Here is an 18,331-nt window from a genome sequence, read left to right as displayed (position 1 = left end):
TAAGCCTCCTGATATGTGTAGATAAAAGTGAAGGAAGGCGGTTATCGTGATTTCGCCTTCGAAAAAATAATTGTTGTCGAATCGCCATAGCGGGTAATTGTATACGTGCGTGCTAAGGCGTCATACTCAATTTTAGCCTCTTTGCTATCAAAAAGCAGATCATAAGGACTGTACAACTTTACTTGTTGGAGACCAGAAGACTTTAATTCTAGCTGATAAGTAGATCCTTTGGGAGTAAGAGCAAAGGGCATATTAGAGCGTACGACATGTAAACGATCCTGGGTGGGCCCAATACCAACTAAGGAAGGTCTAGCAAGGCCGACATAAAAGCGATTGTCCAATGTTGTATAAATATCGGAGTCGCTTTGCAGCGTGTAGGGGGCTAATTTTTCGCCCTTTTCAATAACTACGCCAAGCGTATGTGCGTACTCGTCTGCCAAATCTGGCACATGTGCCGTATTTGGCGTTAACGTTGCATGCCAATGAGGGCTGCCGCCAGTCAGACGATCTTTTAGTTTATCCCATAAATACTGAGCCCAAGACTGGCTGACCGTGACATCGCTTTTCATCGCTGCCAAAAAAGATTTGGCCATTTGAGTTTCAGTCATAAAATTATAATCATGCTTCGTTCGAAGCTTATTAAAATAATCTGCGAATTCCTTTAAATCATTAATCTTGGCAGGTACGGGAAAATGGTACTCGATGTGCTCGAAATAATCAATCGGCATATCAAGTTTAACCATAGATTCGAAAACATCCGTTGTCGAATAGTCTCCTGTTCTAAGCACCGGTGTAGGTGTATGAATCAACATCGTCTGGTCTGAACTTCCTTGCTGGTCTTGAAGCAGAAAAGGGAGTGACCATATCGAGTCGGGCCGAGCGATAACCGGTGATTCAGAGGGTAGGAAGCCGAAATTATACCACATGCTTTGTTGTTGTTCGCTTCGCAAGGTTTGTTGTTGGTCCTCATTATTGATGCGCCAAGTATGCTGATTAGTTCCTGGACGCAGCCAAGGGATACCAAGCTTATCGAATGCTTGTTTGTGGAGGGCTAATTCGGTTCGTTCCTGTTCGTTGTTTTTGAAATTATGTACAAATACATGCGGATTCAGATCCAAATGATTGTTCTGCGCGTATTCGATGAATGCTTTCAATTCCGTTTGATAAGGAAATTGCGGATCGTCGATTGCTACAGGAGATCCGAATTCGATGCTGCCAACAATGAGATCGTCTTTGCTGTCGTGATTGAGATCCAACCATAGTGGGACAGTATTATGTCCTACAACCAAAGCATAATTGCCGACTTGGTTAAGAGTTGCTCCCTCTATCGGACCTTGTGCCTTCCAAGCGCCGTCTGCGCCTTGGAGAAACACTTGAAGGTCCCCGTCGCTGCTGCCGACCACGAGATCCGGTCGGCCGTCGCCGTTCATATCACGCACGGCTGGCGCCGCGTTCGTGGCGTTGCGGGGCAGCGTGATGATCACGCTGCCTTCTTCCAGATCCAGGCCAGCCGCGCTGCGGCCTTTGTACAGGCGCACTCGTCCATCGGCTTCGCCTAGGACGAGGTCAAGCTTGCCGTCGCCATGGATGTCGGCGACGGCCGCCGCTGCAGGCCCTCCGGGCAGCTGCAACGGCTTCCCGCCCGCGAGCACAGCCGCGGGCTTGCCGAACTTACCGCTAGCAAGCTGCGGCAGGAACCGAACTGCGCCGGACTCGTCGGAAACGACGAGGTCCTTGCGGCCATCCCCGTTCACGTCTGCCGCGTGAACGGTACTGTAGGGCTGGAGCTGGAGCGACTCGCCCGACTCCAGCTTTAACTTCTCAGGTGCGCCGAACGTATCCGGCAGCACAAGGCCATCGGGCGGCGGCTCACTCGCATAAGCCGCTGCCTGAGTCCCTTGATTCGTGTAAACATACACGAATCCATCCGCGCTGCCGACCAGCAGATCGCTGCGGCCGTCGCCGTTCAAGTCCGCAGTGGCTGGGTAAGCGCGGTAAGGCAGCTCAATCGCGCTTGCCAGATCGCGATATTGAGGGAACAAAGCTTGACGCAGCGGCTTGCCTTCAGCCATTATGTGCAGCCCGCTTGCATAGCCGGAGCCTGCAAGCTCCCCGGCGAATTTGGGTTGAACGTTCGTTCCGCTGTTGAGCTGAACGGTCAAGCTCTCGCGCCACTGCCCCCAATAGAAGGCGTTACGCACTAGTGTAAATGAGGGAATCTCGTCATACTTTTTCAGAAGCTCAGCCCAAGCGATGCCATCTTTTTGCTGAATGGCCGGCATGGCCTCAAAATGGTTTTGGAAAGCCATAGCTGGCCGGCCGTAGGGGCCGAGTACTTTTTTTATACTATAGCCAAGTGTTTCTTTGGACACATAGGCGAGCAGCTCGCTGCGATATTGCATGTTAGCCGCTGCAAAAGTGAAGTTAAAATAGGGCTCAATCGGTAGCTCTCTTTTATTGAAATAAGATGTTCCGGCTAGGGGTTTGCTCTCCGCTTTGTACTTGTCTGCAAGCTGCGCAAAGCCTTGGTTCGGGTCCATTCCGCTTCGCATGTCGTAGCCAGTCGGAAAGTAGCGGTTCGGCAAGAAATTGCTGCTCATGAGCACCGTGCCCTTACCCACTTGGTTAACGATACTTATTGGCGTCTGATTTAACGTCACAATCGTTTGCGCAGAGGATGGGACGAAACCATAACCCCAATTGAAGCCAGGTGTGTTATCCAACGTGTTGTGTTTGAAATAGCTCTCCGTAAATAACCTAACTACTTGCTGTAAGCCTTGCAGATTCAAGGGAACCTGAGGGAAACCAAAGTTAGGCGCTCCAGCGGCAAAGTCAGGGGCAGCGATACTTGCTGCTCGGACGGTTTTCAAATCAAGAACTTGTTCAACTCCGAGGAATGCCGTCGCAAAGCTGTTAGCGAACGTGTTTTCCAAGAGTAAATGTCCGCCATCCTTGACGTATTGCGTAAGCTTAGGTGATTGCACAGCCCAGTCTGTAGCTTGCCCAAGGGCAGGATCGAGATAAATAGCGCTGTACTGCCTCAGCTTGCTTCCTGATAAGGTATGTAGGTCTTGACGTTCAATTCGAACGCCGGTTTGCAAGGTTTGCTGAAAATTTCCGTAGGCTGCTGAGTCATAGGTGTTTCCGCTCGTTGCATAGAGCAGCTTTGTTCTGTCTATTTTAGGTAAGAAATAAAGCAAGGAAACAAGTAAAATGAATCCAAGGACGATTCCGATAAGCAGCTTTTTATAATGAAATTTCGACAAAACCAACACATATCCCTCAATTACTAAAATGGTCACTATCCTCGCCATTATAGCATTGATAAAGGGGTTTGTTAACTTCTAACGGGTTATATATCCCAGAGGCAACGTTTGGAAAAGGGTTGACGTGTGTCGGAAAGTGGGTAAGTTTGCAAATTACTCCCTCCCTAGCTTCCCTGCCACCCTTTCTGTTACACTAAAGAGAAGACTTGAGGAAGACTAAGTGTGACTTAAGGATCTATTTGTGAAAGGATTTGCTGCCATGCGTACGATACGCAGAGAAGATATAGAATTGCTGGCCCCGGCCGGGGATTGGGACTGCCTGAGGGCGGCAGTGGCCAATGGTGCGGATGCCGTGTTTTTTGGCGTTGAGAAATTCAATGCTAGGGCGCGAGCTCACAACTTTACGATGGACGAATTGCCCGATATCATGTCGTTTCTTCATCTATATGGCGTGAAAGGTTTTCTAACTTTTAACATCCTAGTTTTTGAGGAAGAATTAAATGAGGCGAAACAACTAATCGAAGCTTGCGTGGACGCCGGGGTTGATGCGGTGATTGTTCAGGATCTCGGTCTTGTAAAATTGATTCGCGAAATCTCGCCGGATTTCCCGATTCATGGTTCAACGCAGATGACGATTACGTCACCAGAAGCTGTTGAGTTTACGAAGCCGTTTGATATTGAACGGGTTGTTTTGGGACGTGAAAATAACCTAAAACAAATCAAACAGATTGGCGATCAAGCAAAGCTTCCAATGGAAGTATTTGTACATGGCGCGTTGTGTGTTTCTTATTCGGGTCAATGTCTCACCTCGGAAATGTGGGGAGGACGCTCCGCGAATCGTGGGGAATGCGCGCAAGCTTGCCGACTGCCTTATGATCTGATGATTGACGGTGTGGAAAAGCCAATGGGCGATGTAGCCTACTTGTTGTCTCCCAAAGATTTAGCGGCGCTGGAACTGGTGCCGGAGCTCATTGAAGCGGGCGTGACTTCTTTCAAAATTGAGGGACGTTTGAAGACCCCTGAATATGTTGCGAACGTCGTGAGCAAATATCGTCGCGCGATTGATCGGTATTTCGATGGGGAGAATCCGCGCCCAACGAAAGAAGAGCTGCGTGAATTGGAGCAAAGCTTTTCGCGTGGTTTTACGGTTGGCTTCTTGAATGGGACCAACAATAAGCAACTCGTAGAGGGTACATATCCGAAGAGTCGTGGAGTGTTTGTGGGTCGCATCAGGCAGATTTTGCGTGATGGCGTCATTTGCGAGCTGGAAGCGCCTTTGAAGCGCGGCGACGGGATTGTGTTCGATGCGGGGGACCCAACGAAGAAAGAAGAGGGTGGGCGCATCTACGATTTGCGCCGCAAGGGAGAGAAGATCGAAGGCGAGGCCGAGGGCGGAATGATTGAAATTATTCCAGGACGGAATGATGTGAATTTAAACCGTCTGCACGTAGGCGATCGCATTTGGAAAACGAACGATCCGCATCTGGACAAGCGTCTGCGCCAAACGTACGAGACCGAGAAGCCTTACCGGACGTTCCCGGTCAGCTTGAAGGTAAGCGGTGTTGAAGGCGAGCCGCTGAAAAGCTGGTGGACAGATATCCGAGGCGGACATACTGTCTTCGTACAATCCGAGCTTCCGCTAGTTCGCGCGGAGAAGCGTCCCATGGACGAACAGCTCTTCCAGGAGCAGTTCGGACGCCTAGGCGGCACGATTTATGAGCTCAGCCAGTTGGATGTCCAGCTGACGGGAGAGTTAATCGTTCCGATGCGCGAGCTGAACAGCATGCGTCGGATGGCTGTTGAACTGATGGAAGACGAGCGTCAGAAGCCTCGCGCTTATCAGAAGCGAATCGTCGGCGTTTACGACGATGTGCGCGAACCTTCAGCTCAGCAGCAGACTTCCAGTACCGTTCCTGCTGATAAGGACGGGGTTCAGTTGACTGCGCTTTGCCGTAATCTGGATCAGGTGAAGGCTGTGCTGGAAACAACCGAGATTGATTTTATTTATGCCGATTTTGAATTTATTAAGCAGTTCCCCGCCGCGGTGGAAGCCGTTCGTGCCGCTGGTCGCAAAATCGCGCTAGTGACGCCGAGAATTCATATGCCAGGGGAAACAGGCTACTTTAACCATATATTGAAGCTTAATCCGGATGCCGTGCTTGTACGCAATACGGGCGCAGCGTACTTCTTCCTGAAACATCAGTGGGAGAATCTTAACGCACCGAAACCTCAGTTAATCGGTGACTTCTCGCTGAATGTATCGAATCACAAGACGGCGGCATTGTTCTTGGAAGCAGGGCTTTCCAAGATAACTCCGTCCTATGATTTGAATATCCAGCAGATGGTTGATTTGCTGCGCCGAGCGGAAACATCGAAGCTTGAGGTCGTGATTCATCAGCATATGCCGATGTTCCATACGGAACATTGTGTATACTGTACGTTCCTGAGTGAAGGCACAGATTTCACGAACTGTGGTCGTCCTTGTGAGGACCACAGCGTGTCCTTGCAAGATCGCGTAGGCATGTCGCATCCAGTTCGCGTGGACGAAGGCTGCCGGAATACGGTTTACAATGCAGTCGATCAATCGGGCGCAGAGTATTTGAGCCACTTTATGGAGCTAGGTATTCGTTCTTTCCGTGTTGAGTTTCTTGAAGAGACGCCGGATAAGGTTCGTGAGATTCTTGACTTGTACAGTCGTGCTATTGCCGGTCAAATCAGCGGAACACAAGTATGGAAGTCGTTGAAAGCGACTAACCAGCTTGGAGTTACGCGCGGTCAGCTTGTTAAATAATTTGAAAAAAACAGCTTGCATGTTAGATCGCATGCTGAATTCTCTTAAAAGCAACCTCAACACGTCCTTGCTCATGTATGCGAGGCAAGTGTTGAGGTTTTTTAGTATTGCTGAATGGTTATATCCGAACAAGCTATCTTGTTCACAATTTAGACATATTATTTTAATCTATTTTTCAGTTTTGCTTAAGGTTGGTTTATTGTTCCAAGGGTATAGTGATGATGGTTTATATGAACGAATGTTATGAATGGAGGATCTTCGATGCTTGAGGTCAAACAGGTCAGCAAGCTGTACGAAAATGAGCGCGGCGTGCATAACATCGATTTCTCGATGCAGCGCGGCGAAATCGTCGGCTTCTTAGGGCCGAACGGTGCTGGCAAAACGACGACAATGCGTATGATTACGGGGTATCTGAATCCGACACATGGACACATATGGGTAGACGGACTTTCAATGGCGGATCATCCGAAGCAGGCACGACGTAAGATTGGCTATTTGCCAGAAACGCCACCTTTGTATCCAGAGATGACAGTGCAAGCTTATTTAAGATTTATTGCCAACCTGCGGGATGTCCCTGCGAGGGAACAGAAGCTGCGTGTTGGCGAGGCCATTGACAAGCTTGGTCTGCAAGGCCGCGAGAAGCAAGTTATTCGCTCCTTGTCCAAAGGTTACAAGCAGCGTCTTGGCTTGGCGCAGGCGATCCTGCACCAACCGGATCTGCTCATTTTGGACGAGCCCACCTCGGGACTCGATCCGAAGCAGATCATTGAAATTCGCCAGCTCATTCACGAGCTGGGTGAGAACCACACCGTGCTGCTGAGCACGCACATTTTGCCTGAGATTAACGCGATCTGTAACCGCGTTCTCATTATTAACCAAGGACGCGTCGTCCTTGACGAGCGCCCGGAGCATCTCGGCCGCACAATGGGCGAGACGTTCGAGGTATCGCTTGAGGTCAAGGGACCTCGCGAGCGGATCTTGACCGAGCTGCGTGGGCTGGAAGCCGTCGCGGCAGTGAAAGAACTCGGCGCTGAAGCTGCGCCGAGCCTCATGCACCCAGCAGCGTCCGTAGACGCTCCTGACAGTACTACGGCCATCGATAGCGATGAGCCTATCGATGCTGCGGTGACAACTGCTTCCTCGGAAACCGTGAAGCTGCTCGTGACCTCCGCGGATCGTTCCGATATCCGCGAAGCGCTATTTTTCCACCTAGCCCAGGCCGGCTATCCGATTCTCGAGATGAAGCGGGAGAGCCTGAGCTTAGAGGACATTTTCCTTAAGCTGACAACGGATGAACCTGCTGAACAGGGCTCCTCATCTGAGGATGAAGAGGAGGTTGCCGCCAATGCGTAGAATGTGGGCCATTTGCTCCAAAGAGCTGCAAATGTATTTCTATTCGCCAATTGCTTACGTGGCATTTGCTTTTTACGTGCTTCTGTCGAGCTTCTTTTTCTACATTAATTTCGTCAATGGCCAGCCGCCGATTGTGGATGCTCGTTCTGTTGTAGGGAATACAACTTTTGTATACCTATTTATTATTCCGCTCCTAACGATGAGGCTCGTGGCAGACGAATTCCGGCAAGGAACGGATGAATTACTGCTCACTTCTCCTGCAGGCATCGGTGAAATCATTCTGGGCAAATACTTGTCCACACTGGTTGTTCAAGTAGGGCTCGTAGCTATCAGCTTAATTTATCCGCTCATTATGTCAGCCTTCGGAACGTTAGATAAGCCGGTTATGTGGCTGTCTTACCTAGGAATGTTCCTGCTTGGCTGCGCGATGATGGCAGTAGGTCTATTTGCCTCTAGCTTGACAAGCAATCAAATGGTGGGCGGTATAGCAGGCTTTGTTATTTTACTGCTTTTATGGTTGCTTGATTGGCTTAGCGATAGCTTTGGCGGGAAGCTGAAGGAATGGGTAAGCCAATTTTCGTTAACCAGCCATATGTCTAACCTGCAAAAAGGCGTTTTACACGGCGGAGACATCGTTTTTTATATCTCATTAGCTGCTGTATTCCTTGTTCTTAGCATACAAGTTCTTGAAAGAAAGCGTTGGAGGTGAGCGGGATGAATAAGTGGATACGGGGAACCAATGCGACTGTGTTATCAATCGCCGTTATCGGGATTTTCATCATTCTGACGATCTTCCTTCATTCGCTGAAGGGCTTTCAGCTCGATTTGACGAAGAACAAGAGCTTCACGCTCTCCGAGCAAACGGTAACGACACTCAAAAATTTGAATCAAGACATCCATATTATCGCCTTTACGAACAGTGGAGCGGGCAGTGATTTCATTACTCGCCAGGTAACTGATATGGCTGCAGAGTATAAAAAGCAAAGCGGCAAAATCACTTATGATGAATACGATATGCTGAAACAGCCTTCGATGGCGAAACAGTATGGTGTCGATCAAAGCGGAACGCTCATTTTTGAATTAGGTGACAAAAAGAAAAATGTAAACTTTGCGGAGCTATTTAACGGTCAACAAGACGGCTCGTATACGTTTACGGGCGAAGAGAAGTTTACCCAAGCAATTACAAGTCTGACTTCTACTGAGAAGCATACGGTCTACTTGTTGTCAGGGCATCAAGAGTATCCGCAAAATGCGATGACTATCCTTACAAGCAGTCTAATAAGCTCTAACTATGTCGTTAAGGATCTGAACCTGTATCGCGAGGGTAAAATACCAGATGATGCGCAAATGCTGCTGCTGCTGGGGCCGCAAAATGACCTTAATGACAAAGAGGCTGAGCTCATCAATACCTATTTGAAGGATAAAGGGAAAATTTATATCGCTTTAGGCTTTAATAAAGATATGGCGACGAAATGGAAAAACATCGATTCGATCATGAAAACGTTCGGTATCCAGGATCAGCATGCTGTTGCCATTGAACCGAAGCAAACATCCCTCTATGATCCATTGACGATTATTCCGGAATATGGGTCTCATGAGATTACGAATAAATTGGCTAGCAACAATTTGATCACCATGCTGTCGCTTGCTGTAAGCTTGAATGCTGACGAAAGTGCAGGGGAATGGACGAAATCGGTGCTGCTCACAACGTCTGACAAGGCTTACGGTGAAACCGATATTAACCTCCTGGCACAATCCAAAACGAAGCAGGATGCGGCAGATGTAAAAGGTCCATTGAACCTTGGTTATGCGATCCAAAATAAGGATAACAAGCCAAAAGCTGTTATTTTAGGTGGATCGACGTTCGTATTGGATGAAGATATTCAAAATCAAGGCAATAAAGATTTTGCGCTGAATAGCATTGGCTGGTTACAGGAGCAAAAGGACCAAGTGACCATTCGTCCGCGTCAAGGGGATGCTTTTCAACAGGCGCTTATAACGCCAAGCCAAGCTAATACCATTTTCATCATTACAATCGTGTTCTTCCCGCTCTTGTTCTTAGTGATTGGTGGAATGATTTGGTGGAGGAGGAGAAGGGGATGAAACGGTTTATTCCTACCATTCTGTTAGTGGTCATCTGCATTGGAGGATTCTGGTATGCTTCAAGCAAGGACTTCTTCCGAGAAAAGAAAGAAGAACCGAAAGCTCTTCTCACGATTCAGCAAGAGCAGGTCCAGTCTCTTCATGTGCAGGCAGGTACTCAGCAGGTTGAGTTAAGTCGAATCAACAATGGCTGGGAGATGAAGGAGCCGGCGGCTGCGCCTACCAACACGAATTTGGTCAGTAGCTGGCTTGACGCGCTCGGTCTTGTGAATCAAGTGAAGGTCGTGGAGGAACAGACAACGGATTTGGCTAAGTATGGGTTAGATCACCCTGCGCAAACGTATGAAGTTACGATGAAGGATGGATCAAAAAAAGGACTTCAGGTTGGAGCGGCGCTTCCCATTCAAGGATATTCCTATGCCATGGTAGAGGGATCTGCCGCTGTTTATCAGGTGAGTGACCAATCGTTAATGGCACTTAACAAGCAGTCTGTGGACTTCGCCCAGACGAATCCGTTTCTTTTAGATAACGATAAAGTGCAGAACGTGAAGCTGACTTGGAAAGGCCAATCTTGGACGTTAGCGAAGACGGATAAGGACAAGGTTACTGCTGAAGCTAATTGGAAGCTCGGTGATAAGGAATTGAAAGGTTCTGAGGCGAGTCCGTTGCTAGATCAACTGACCTTTCTGCGAACGGCAGTGCTGCCACAACCATCGGCAGGACACGCGACAGTGGGAGGCGAGTTCAAAGTTGAACTCGGATTAACGATTGATGGTAAGGACACTACAGAGACCTATGAAGGAAAGCTGAACCAAGATATGCTTTGGCTAGCTAAACAAGGTGGGGATTGGGCTTACATGCTCACAACCGCTGATATACAAAAGGTGGCAGATGCCTACGCCGGCAAACCGGAACAACCAGCCTCCTAACACAGAAGACCGTTCTCCGCAGGAAATGATGCGAGGGACGGTTTTTTTGTGAACCTTTTTTGAACTTACATAAAACGGAATAAATTGGGAAGCCTACTAGTAACAAAGGAAAGGAGGGTAATCATTCACATGTACAATCAAGGAAACCAAACCATTTCCAGTAAAGAACTAGCCTACATATCGGATTCACTGAAAAATGAGGAGTTACTTACGAAGCTTTGTGTGCAAGGCGCGGTTGAGTCCCAAAGCCCATCTTTGAAGATGACGTTGATTCATCTTTCTCAAGAGCGCCTGCAAAACATTAGCTTGCTCGTGAACACCCTGCAGCAGCAATCTGGCATTACCCATTAATTCGGACACCAGGAGGTGCATTGAATCGTGTATCAGCAAAGCCAACAAAATCAGCGAAATTCCTACCAGCAGCAGGCTTATGGAAACCAACAACATCAACAAAGCCAACAGCAGCAAGTTTATCTAGAAGAGCAAGATCTTGCAAACTTCGTTCTGTCTGAGTTGAAGCGTACTGCACGTGAATATACGACAGCCATCTTGGAGGCGGCGAATCCGCAGGTTCGACAAACGTTCCAGACGCTTTTGCAGAAGACGCTGCAGGATCAGTCAGCTGTGTTTCAAGAAATTCAAAGCCTGGGCGGTTATGAAATTCAACCTGCCGCTCAGCAGCAGCTTCAACAAGAACTACAAAAACAAAGCCAATCCTCAGTTAAGCTGCAATCGTTTGTTCAACAGAATTTAAGTAGAGTGAACAAAGGTCATAGCCAACAGCAGGTAAATCAAACGCAAGCCCAACACCAGCAGACGCAGAGCCCTAGCCAAAATCAGATTGCGGCCTTGCATCAGGCGCCTTTCCAACCGGCACAGACCATTAATGCGACTTCATTCCCGAATGCCGTTTACAATCAGGGTTTTTCCCAGCATACAAGTAATTCCCCAAATACGCATCAACAGCAGCCCTATAACGTATTGCAAGATCAAGGATATAGTCCAAATCAAGGATATTCTACATCCGATTATGGAGTAGGTGGTATTTCATCAGGAGGGATTGAGAATAAATCCGCCTACAATACTACCGATCTTACGTCTTCGGAAATCACTAGCTTGACTGGCAAGTCAGCCAACCAAACGCAAAATGCTCGCAATCAATCGAGTGATCAAAGCTCGCATTCGACAGGGGAAAGCTCATATTTAAGCAGACACCAAGAAGGAAGCCGTTATAGCTTCTAAACGGTTAATTGAATTTGTATTTGTCAAGACGTCCTTAGCTCCCAGGCTCTAGGGCGTCCTTTTGTTTTTCTTTAGGCGCATAATTCTATGGGATCACAATATTCAAGGTATGGAATCAGCTTGTCATACATATATAAGAGACTAAGGATGTCCAAACTTATGGGGAAAAGGGTGTATCACTGATGAGAAAAACGTGGGTTTATAGCGCAGCTTCACTCATTATACTAGGGGCAATGGCAACAGCTTGTGGTTCTAAAGATGAAGCTGATGCAACGGGATTGACTGGAGTCTCCAAAGTAACATCGACAGTGGCTCAGCCCAGTAAAGAAAGCAGCATAAAAACTGCGCCAGCTGGAACTAAGCCTAGTATTGATGCGCAGATCAACCTAGATGGACGGAATGCTACCATTTCGTATAAGACTAGCAATTTTCAACTATCGACAGACCATATGGATAAGAAGAACGTACAAGGAGAAGGTCATCTTCACTTATATGTGGATGGAAAGCAGAAAGCTATGCTTGGTACGAATGCTCCTGTGAAGCTGACCAATCTGACTGCAGGCAAGCATGAAATCAAACTCGAGCTGCAGCAAAATGATCACTCAGATACGAACGTTGAAAAAATATTTAACATTGAAGTTAAATAAGACTTAAACGTAGGCAAACCCGAAGCTGAGACCAAGCGTCTCAGCTTTTATTTATAAAGGTTCCATATACAAGAACGCTTGTTTGTATTTTAGTAAATAAGTGGTTCAGCATACGTCAGGTCGTGAAAAGTACAAATTGCTTAAAAAGACGGGTGATTAGCCCGTCTTTTGTCATTTGACACACCGGAATGGGTTAGCATAGACTGGTGGTAGTATGGCATAATTGCCGCTTAATCGGAGGGAAACCATTGATTGTCGATATAAGCAAGTGGAAGCATGTATTTAAGCTTGACCCGGACAAAGAAATCTCCGACGAGGCGTTAGATCGATTGTGTCAGTCGGGTACAGATGCAATCATGGTAGGCGGTTCTACCGGGGTGACTTTTGATAATACAGTGGATCTTTTGGCTCGAATTCGTCAGTACGAAGTTTCTTGTGTATTGGAGATCTCCAATCAAGAGGCTATCGTGCCTGGATTTGATCTGTTTTTGATACCTGTCGTGTTAAATGCGAATGATCCGCAATGGATTGTAGGGCATCATCATGACGCTTTGAAAGAATTTGGTGCCATTTTGAATTGGGATGAAATTATAACCGAGGGTTATATCATATTAAACCATGAAGCGACAGCGGCGCAGCTCACCTCAGCCCGTACGAACTTGGATACCAAAGATGTTACAGCTTATGCCCGCATGGCGGACAAGCTGTTCCGCATGCCAATCGTTTATCTGGAATACAGCGGCGTTTTTGGCGACATGGAGTTGGTGCGTCGTACACGAAGTGTGCTGGAGAATGCGCGGCTCATTTATGGTGGCGGGATCGATACCTTGGATAAAGCGCAGCAAGCAGCGGAGGCGGCAGACATTATTGTAGTAGGAAACGTTATCTATACGGATTTGGAGCAAGCGCTTCAGACCGTGAACCTTGATAGAACAGGAAGGTAGATTATGAACGAAACGGTAAATATCTTGGATGCAATTAAAAGGCTCAACCCCCAGCAGCGTAAAGCAGTGGAAGCCGTTGAAGGCCCTCTTCTTATTATGGCAGGAGCGGGCAGCGGTAAGACGCGTGTGCTAACGCACCGCATCGCCTACTTAATTGGAACACGCAAGGCGGCACCTTGGAGCATCCTGGCTCTTACTTTTACGAATAAAGCTGCCCGTGAGATGCAGGATCGAGTAGGCAAGCTTGTTGGCGGAGGCGGAAGGGATATTTGGGTTTCTACCTTTCACTCCATGTGCGTGCGGATTCTACGCAAAGATATTACAAGAATCGGATTCTCCTCGAACTTTACGATTCTTGATTCCGGAGATCAGCTCTCCGTCATTAAGGCCTGCTGCAAAGAGCTCAATATCGACACGAAGAAGTTTGAACCGAAGGCGTTTCAAGCCGCGCTCTCCACAGCAAAGAATGAACTCATTACCCCGCAGCAATTAGAAAATAAGCAAGGTGACTACTTTGAAGGCCTTACAGCTAAGATATATTCCTTGTATCAAAAAAAGCTCAGAAGTAATAATTCACTTGATTTCGACGATTTAATTATGGCAACGATTCAATTATTCAAGGAAGTTCCTGAAGTGCTGGATTTTTATCAAAATAAGTTTCAATATATTCATGTTGATGAGTATCAAGATACGAACCGTGCACAGTATATGTTATGCCAGATGATTGCTGAGAAACATAAGCGCATTTGCGTTGTGGGCGATAGTGACCAGTCCATTTACCGCTGGCGCGGAGCTGATATTACTAATATCCTTAATTTTGAAAAAGATTACCCTAATGCGACGACGATCTTGTTAGAGCAAAATTATCGGTCTACCTCGAATATTTTGCAGTCGGCTAACAAAGTTATTGCGAACAATACAGGGCGTAAGCCAAAAAACCTTTGGACGGATAAAGAAGGCGGTAATCTAATTAAGCTGTATCAAGCTGACTCCGAGCATGAAGAAGGTTATTTTGTTACGAGTGAAATCAATAAGAATAAGTCAAAAGGGAAAAAATTTGCCGATCACGCCATTCTTTATCGAACAAACGCCCAGTCCCGGGTTATTGAGGAAATTTTGATTAAATCGGATATTTCCTACACAATTGTCGGCGGCGTGAAGTTCTATGATCGCAAAGAGATTAAAGATATTTTGGCTTATTTACGCCTCATTTCTAATCCAGATGACGATATCAGCTTAAATCGAGTTGTGAATGTGCCGAAGCGGGGCATTGGCGGTACCACCATGGATAAATTAGCCGACATGGCAGGACGCAGAGGGATTTCTCTTTACGCGATGCTAGAGGAAGTCGAGGCGCTCGAAATCAATACGAAAGCGAAACATGCTTTGTCGGATTTCCGAGAAATGATTGATAACCTTAATCGGATGGTTGAATACTTATCAGTGACCGAGTTAACGGAGAAAATATTGGAGATGTCGCAGTACAGGCTTGAGATGCAGCGTGAGAATACGATTGAATCTAAGGCGCGACTTGAAAATATTGAAGAGTTTTTGTCTGTAACGATGGATTTTGAAAAACGTAATGAAGATAAGTCACTCATCTCGTTCCTGACTGACTTGGCGCTGATTGCCGATATCGACACGATGGATAAGGAGAAGAGTGAGGAAGAGAAGGATGCTGTCGTTTTGATGACGATGCACAGCGCCAAAGGGCTTGAATTTCCGGTTGTTTTTATTATCGGTATGGAAGAAGGCGTCTTTCCGCACAGTCGTGCGTTTTCCGACAATGAAGAACTGGAAGAGGAGCGCCGACTTGCCTACGTAGGCATCACGCGCGCTGAGCAAGAGCTCTTTCTGACGTGCGCGCGTATGCGCACGCTCTTTGGTCGCACCGCTGCTAATGCACCCTCGAGATTTCTTACGGAGATTCCGCAAGAACTCCTTGAGAATGTCTCGATGGGCGGGGGCGGTAGCTTCTCGCGAGCTGGCCGCACCAGTTCATGGGGCAGCAGCGGTGCTGGAAGCTCAGCGAGCCGCGGATCCACTGGCTCGTCCGCATGGGGCACACCGTCCTCCTTCGGTCGGTCGGGCTCCAGTACGGCAGCTCCGAGCCCGGCAGCCAGCCCTAGACCCACAGCGTTCCGGGCTCCGCAGGCCGCAGCGGGCGGCGCGGTGACGGACTACAAAGCCAGCGACAAAGTGTCCCATGGCAAATGGGGCATCGGCACCATCGTGTCCGTCAAAGGCTCAGGCGATGATACCGAGCTTCAAATTGCTTTCCCGGCACCAGTCGGGCTCAAGCGCCTGTTAGCGAAATTCGCACCGATTACGAAAGAATCCTAATCGCATATCGACATAGAGAGGAAGAGCCCGTAATGACAGATGCCATCGCGGCAATGAAAGCCCTCATCCAAGAAATTAATCAACATAACCGTAATTACTACACATTAGATAAGCCTACCATTTCGGATCAGGAATGGGACGCGCTTTACGATAAACTAGTCACGTTGGAAAAAGAGACAGGGGTTACCCTGCCCTCTTCACCTACACAGCGAGTTGGCGGGGATATTCTCAAAGGCTTTGAGCCACATCGCCATCTTTCACGCCTATGGAGCCTCGATAAGGCGCAAAATGCAGAGGATCTACAAGCTTGGCACACGCGTGTGCTGAAGCTGATTGGCGAATACAATAGTAAGAATCCAGAACAGCCACTTCCTGAGCCTTCGTACGTCGTAGAATTGAAGTTCGATGGATTGACGCTCAATCTTACTTATGAGAAGGGGCAGCTCATTCAAGCTTCCACCCGTGGCAATGGTACTGTGGGCGAGGGAATTTTAGCGCAGATCAAGACGATTAAGACCATTCCGTTAGAAATTCCTTACGATCAGGGGACAATTGAGGTACAAGGAGAGGGGATGATGTTCCTTTCTGTACTGGAGGCTTACAACCAGACAGCTGCGGAACCACTCAAAAACGCCCGAAACGCAGCCGCTGGAGCGCTGCGGAACCTGAATCCCAAAACGACCGCAGAGCGTAAGCTGAACGCTTTCTTCTATAATGTTGGTTTTTCCGACGATGTCCAATTTGATAACCATGCGGATATGATTCAATTCCTTCGAGATAACCATTTTAAAGTGAGCGATCGTACGCGGTTTTTCACGAATATGGAAGACGTTTCAGCCGAGTTGGAGCGCATTGCTGAGGAGCGTCATAGCTTTGACTTTTTAATTGATGGAAGCGTCATTAAGCTCACCGACATCCGTACGCGAGAAGTGCTGGGCTACACGGAGAAATTTCCTCGTTGGGCAGTTGCGTACAAGTTTGAAGCGGAAGAGGCAACCACCATTCTTCAAAGCGTTTCTTGGGAAGTAGGCCGTACAGGTAAAATCACCCCACTAGCCCGTGTTGAGGCCGTTGATTTGGCAGGCGTGACTGTACAGAACTGTACGCTTAACAACGTTGGCGACATTGAGCGCAAAAATCTTAAGCATGCTCTGGGCAGCCTTGTCTATATTCGTCGGTCGAATGATGTTATCCCTGAAATACTGGGCAAAGTAACCGAGGATAACGACGGCGAAGAGATCCTCTTCCCGACTCATTGTCCTTCCTGCGGTAGTGAATTGGAAATGCGTGGTGCGCATTTATTTTGCTTGAATCGTCTTGGCTGCAGTCCGCAGCTAGTCGGACGTATGGCGCATTTTGCTTCGCGCGACGCGATGGATATTGAATTTTTCAGCGAAATGACCGCCTCACAGCTTCATCAAGAGCTAGATGTTCGTGATCCTGCTGATTTGTACGCCCTTCAATTCGAAGACCTCGTGAAGCTTGATCGCTTCGGAGAGAAGAAAGCGAAGAACCTCTTGGACGCCTTAGAAAAAAGTAAATCTCGCGACCTCGCTTCTTTCCTGTATGCGCTCGGAATTCCGAATTCAGGAAAAACAACGACTAAAGTATTGGCGGATCATTACCGCAACTTAGCTAAATTAATGGAGGCTACACCTGAGGAGTTAATTATGCTTCCAGATGTAGGCGGCATTGTAGCCGATAGCATCGTTACATTTTTCCATGATCCCGTTATGGTATCGAGCATTCAAAGGATGCTGGAAGCAGGGGTCAATCCAGTCTCGGAGGAACCGATTGTCATTCAAGCAAGCTCTGATAATCCGTTTTTTGGTAAAACGATTGTTCTTACAGGCACACTCAGCACCATGGGGCGCGATGAAACAGCCAAGAAGCTTGAGGCGCTCGGGGCCAAAATTACCGGAAGTGTTTCTAAGAAAACGGATATCGTTATTGCAGGTGAAAGTGCTGGAAGCAAGTTAACGAAGGCGCAAGACCTGGGTATTAGAATTATTGATGATGAGCAGGAGCTTCTGCAGCTTCTAGGCGAAGCGTAACCGTCTGACCAACTTGTGTTGTGATGTTTAGGTGGAAATTTTGAAACCAGACGTTAGAAGTATTGATATGTTATGAACGAATTTTTATACGAAGGACCTATCGACATGCAGGTGTCCGAGAGGTCCTTTATCTTTCAAGCCCAAGGGAGGGAAAGAAATATAGAAGGTAGACGGCTTGGTTATTTGGTTATAGTGTAACAATCCGCTGTTTTGTAACCTGACTGCGTCTCTTTGAAGCAAGGGAGTGGGTGCTAACCAGATTAGTGGGGCATAGTTAAATGGCGTTCATGATAGGATTAGGAGGTTTTCGTTTATTGAGAACAATGCATGCTTAGGTGTCTGGACGACAAAGTAAAAGGGTTTTTCGAAATGTTGAATAATGGATATTAAAATATACTTGCATTTGGTTTTGAAACCTGATAGTATATGTTCTTGTCACCGCAAGAGCGATGCACTAACGCTTTGAACGGTAACGCAATAAAGCTCCTTGAAAACTGAACAAATAAGTGAACAATCAGCAGGTCACGTAAGTGACCAAAAAAGAGATGCAAATCTCGCTAGCAACGCAAATGAGCAATTAAGCTTTCAAATAGGTTTAACTATTATGGAGAGTTTGATCCTGGCTCAGGACGAACGCTGGCGGCGTGCCTAATACATGC

At 47.5% G+C, this 18,331-nt stretch carries 12 protein-coding genes and 1 rRNA gene; 12 read left to right on the top strand and 1 reads right to left on the bottom strand.

Features of this window, described 5'->3' with window-relative positions; translation table 11 throughout:
• Positions 1-41: 41 nt before the first annotated feature.
• Complete coding sequence (locus tag GK047_RS22660) at positions 42-3,272, bottom strand: FG-GAP repeat domain-containing protein (RefSeq protein WP_163952046.1); 3,231 nt, start codon at positions 3,270-3,272, stop codon at positions 42-44.
• A gap of 253 nt (positions 3,273-3,525) precedes the next feature.
• Between GK047_RS22660 and GK047_RS22655 the strand changes: the two genes are divergently transcribed.
• The 12 genes from GK047_RS22655 to GK047_RS29305 all read left to right on the top strand — a co-directional run.
• The gene (locus GK047_RS22655) at positions 3,526-6,057 is read left to right on the top strand and encodes a U32 family peptidase (RefSeq protein ID WP_163952044.1); all 2,532 of its coding nucleotides are present in this window, start codon (positions 3,526-3,528) and stop codon (positions 6,055-6,057) included.
• 261 nt (positions 6,058-6,318) lie between these two features.
• On the top strand, positions 6,319-7,410 hold the full coding sequence (locus GK047_RS22650; protein WP_163952042.1) for an ABC transporter ATP-binding protein: 1,092 nt from the start codon (positions 6,319-6,321) through the stop codon (positions 7,408-7,410).
• Positions 7,403-8,119: an ABC transporter permease subunit gene (locus tag GK047_RS22645; protein ID WP_163952040.1), complete on the top strand. Its 717-nt coding sequence runs from the start codon at positions 7,403-7,405 to the stop codon at positions 8,117-8,119. Before GK047_RS22650 ends, GK047_RS22645 begins: the two co-directional genes overlap by 8 nt.
• Positions 8,120-8,124: 5 nt before the next feature.
• Entirely contained in the window at positions 8,125-9,513 is a 1,389-nt protein-coding gene (locus GK047_RS22640; protein WP_163952038.1) for a GldG family protein, read from the top strand.
• Positions 9,510-10,442: a DUF4340 domain-containing protein gene (locus tag GK047_RS22635; protein ID WP_163952036.1), complete on the top strand. Its 933-nt coding sequence runs from the start codon at positions 9,510-9,512 to the stop codon at positions 10,440-10,442. Before GK047_RS22640 ends, GK047_RS22635 begins: the two co-directional genes overlap by 4 nt.
• A 129-nt stretch (positions 10,443-10,571) precedes the next feature.
• Complete coding sequence (locus GK047_RS22630; RefSeq protein ID WP_163952035.1) at positions 10,572-10,793, top strand: hypothetical protein; 222 nt, start codon at positions 10,572-10,574, stop codon at positions 10,791-10,793.
• Positions 10,794-10,820: 27 nt separating this feature from the next.
• A complete protein-coding gene (locus GK047_RS22625) occupies positions 10,821-11,684 on the top strand; it encodes a spore coat protein (RefSeq protein WP_163952033.1) in 864 nt (287 codons plus the stop codon).
• A gap of 182 nt (positions 11,685-11,866) precedes the next feature.
• Entirely contained in the window at positions 11,867-12,331 is a 465-nt protein-coding gene (locus tag GK047_RS22620) for a hypothetical protein (protein WP_163952030.1), read from the top strand.
• A 248-nt stretch (positions 12,332-12,579) separates the two neighbouring features.
• Positions 12,580-13,275, top strand: coding sequence for a heptaprenylglyceryl phosphate synthase (pcrB, locus tag GK047_RS22615; protein WP_163952029.1), 696 nt, complete (start codon positions 12,580-12,582; stop codon positions 13,273-13,275).
• A 3-nt stretch (positions 13,276-13,278) separates the two neighbouring features.
• Entirely contained in the window at positions 13,279-15,618 is a 2,340-nt protein-coding gene (gene pcrA / locus GK047_RS22610) for a DNA helicase PcrA (protein WP_163952027.1), read from the top strand.
• A gap of 32 nt (positions 15,619-15,650) precedes the next feature.
• Positions 15,651-17,672, top strand: a complete 2,022-nt coding sequence (gene ligA / locus GK047_RS22605; RefSeq protein ID WP_163952025.1) for an NAD-dependent DNA ligase LigA — start codon at positions 15,651-15,653, stop codon at positions 17,670-17,672.
• A 601-nt stretch (positions 17,673-18,273) separates the two neighbouring features.
• Positions 18,274-18,331, top strand: a 16S ribosomal RNA gene (locus GK047_RS29305); the annotation flags it as partial.

The organism is Paenibacillus sp. SYP-B3998 (assembly GCF_010820665.1).
Lineage (GTDB): Bacteria > Bacillota > Bacilli > Paenibacillales > NBRC-103111 > Paenibacillus_E.
This window is presented reverse-complemented; position numbering and strand designations above follow the sequence as displayed.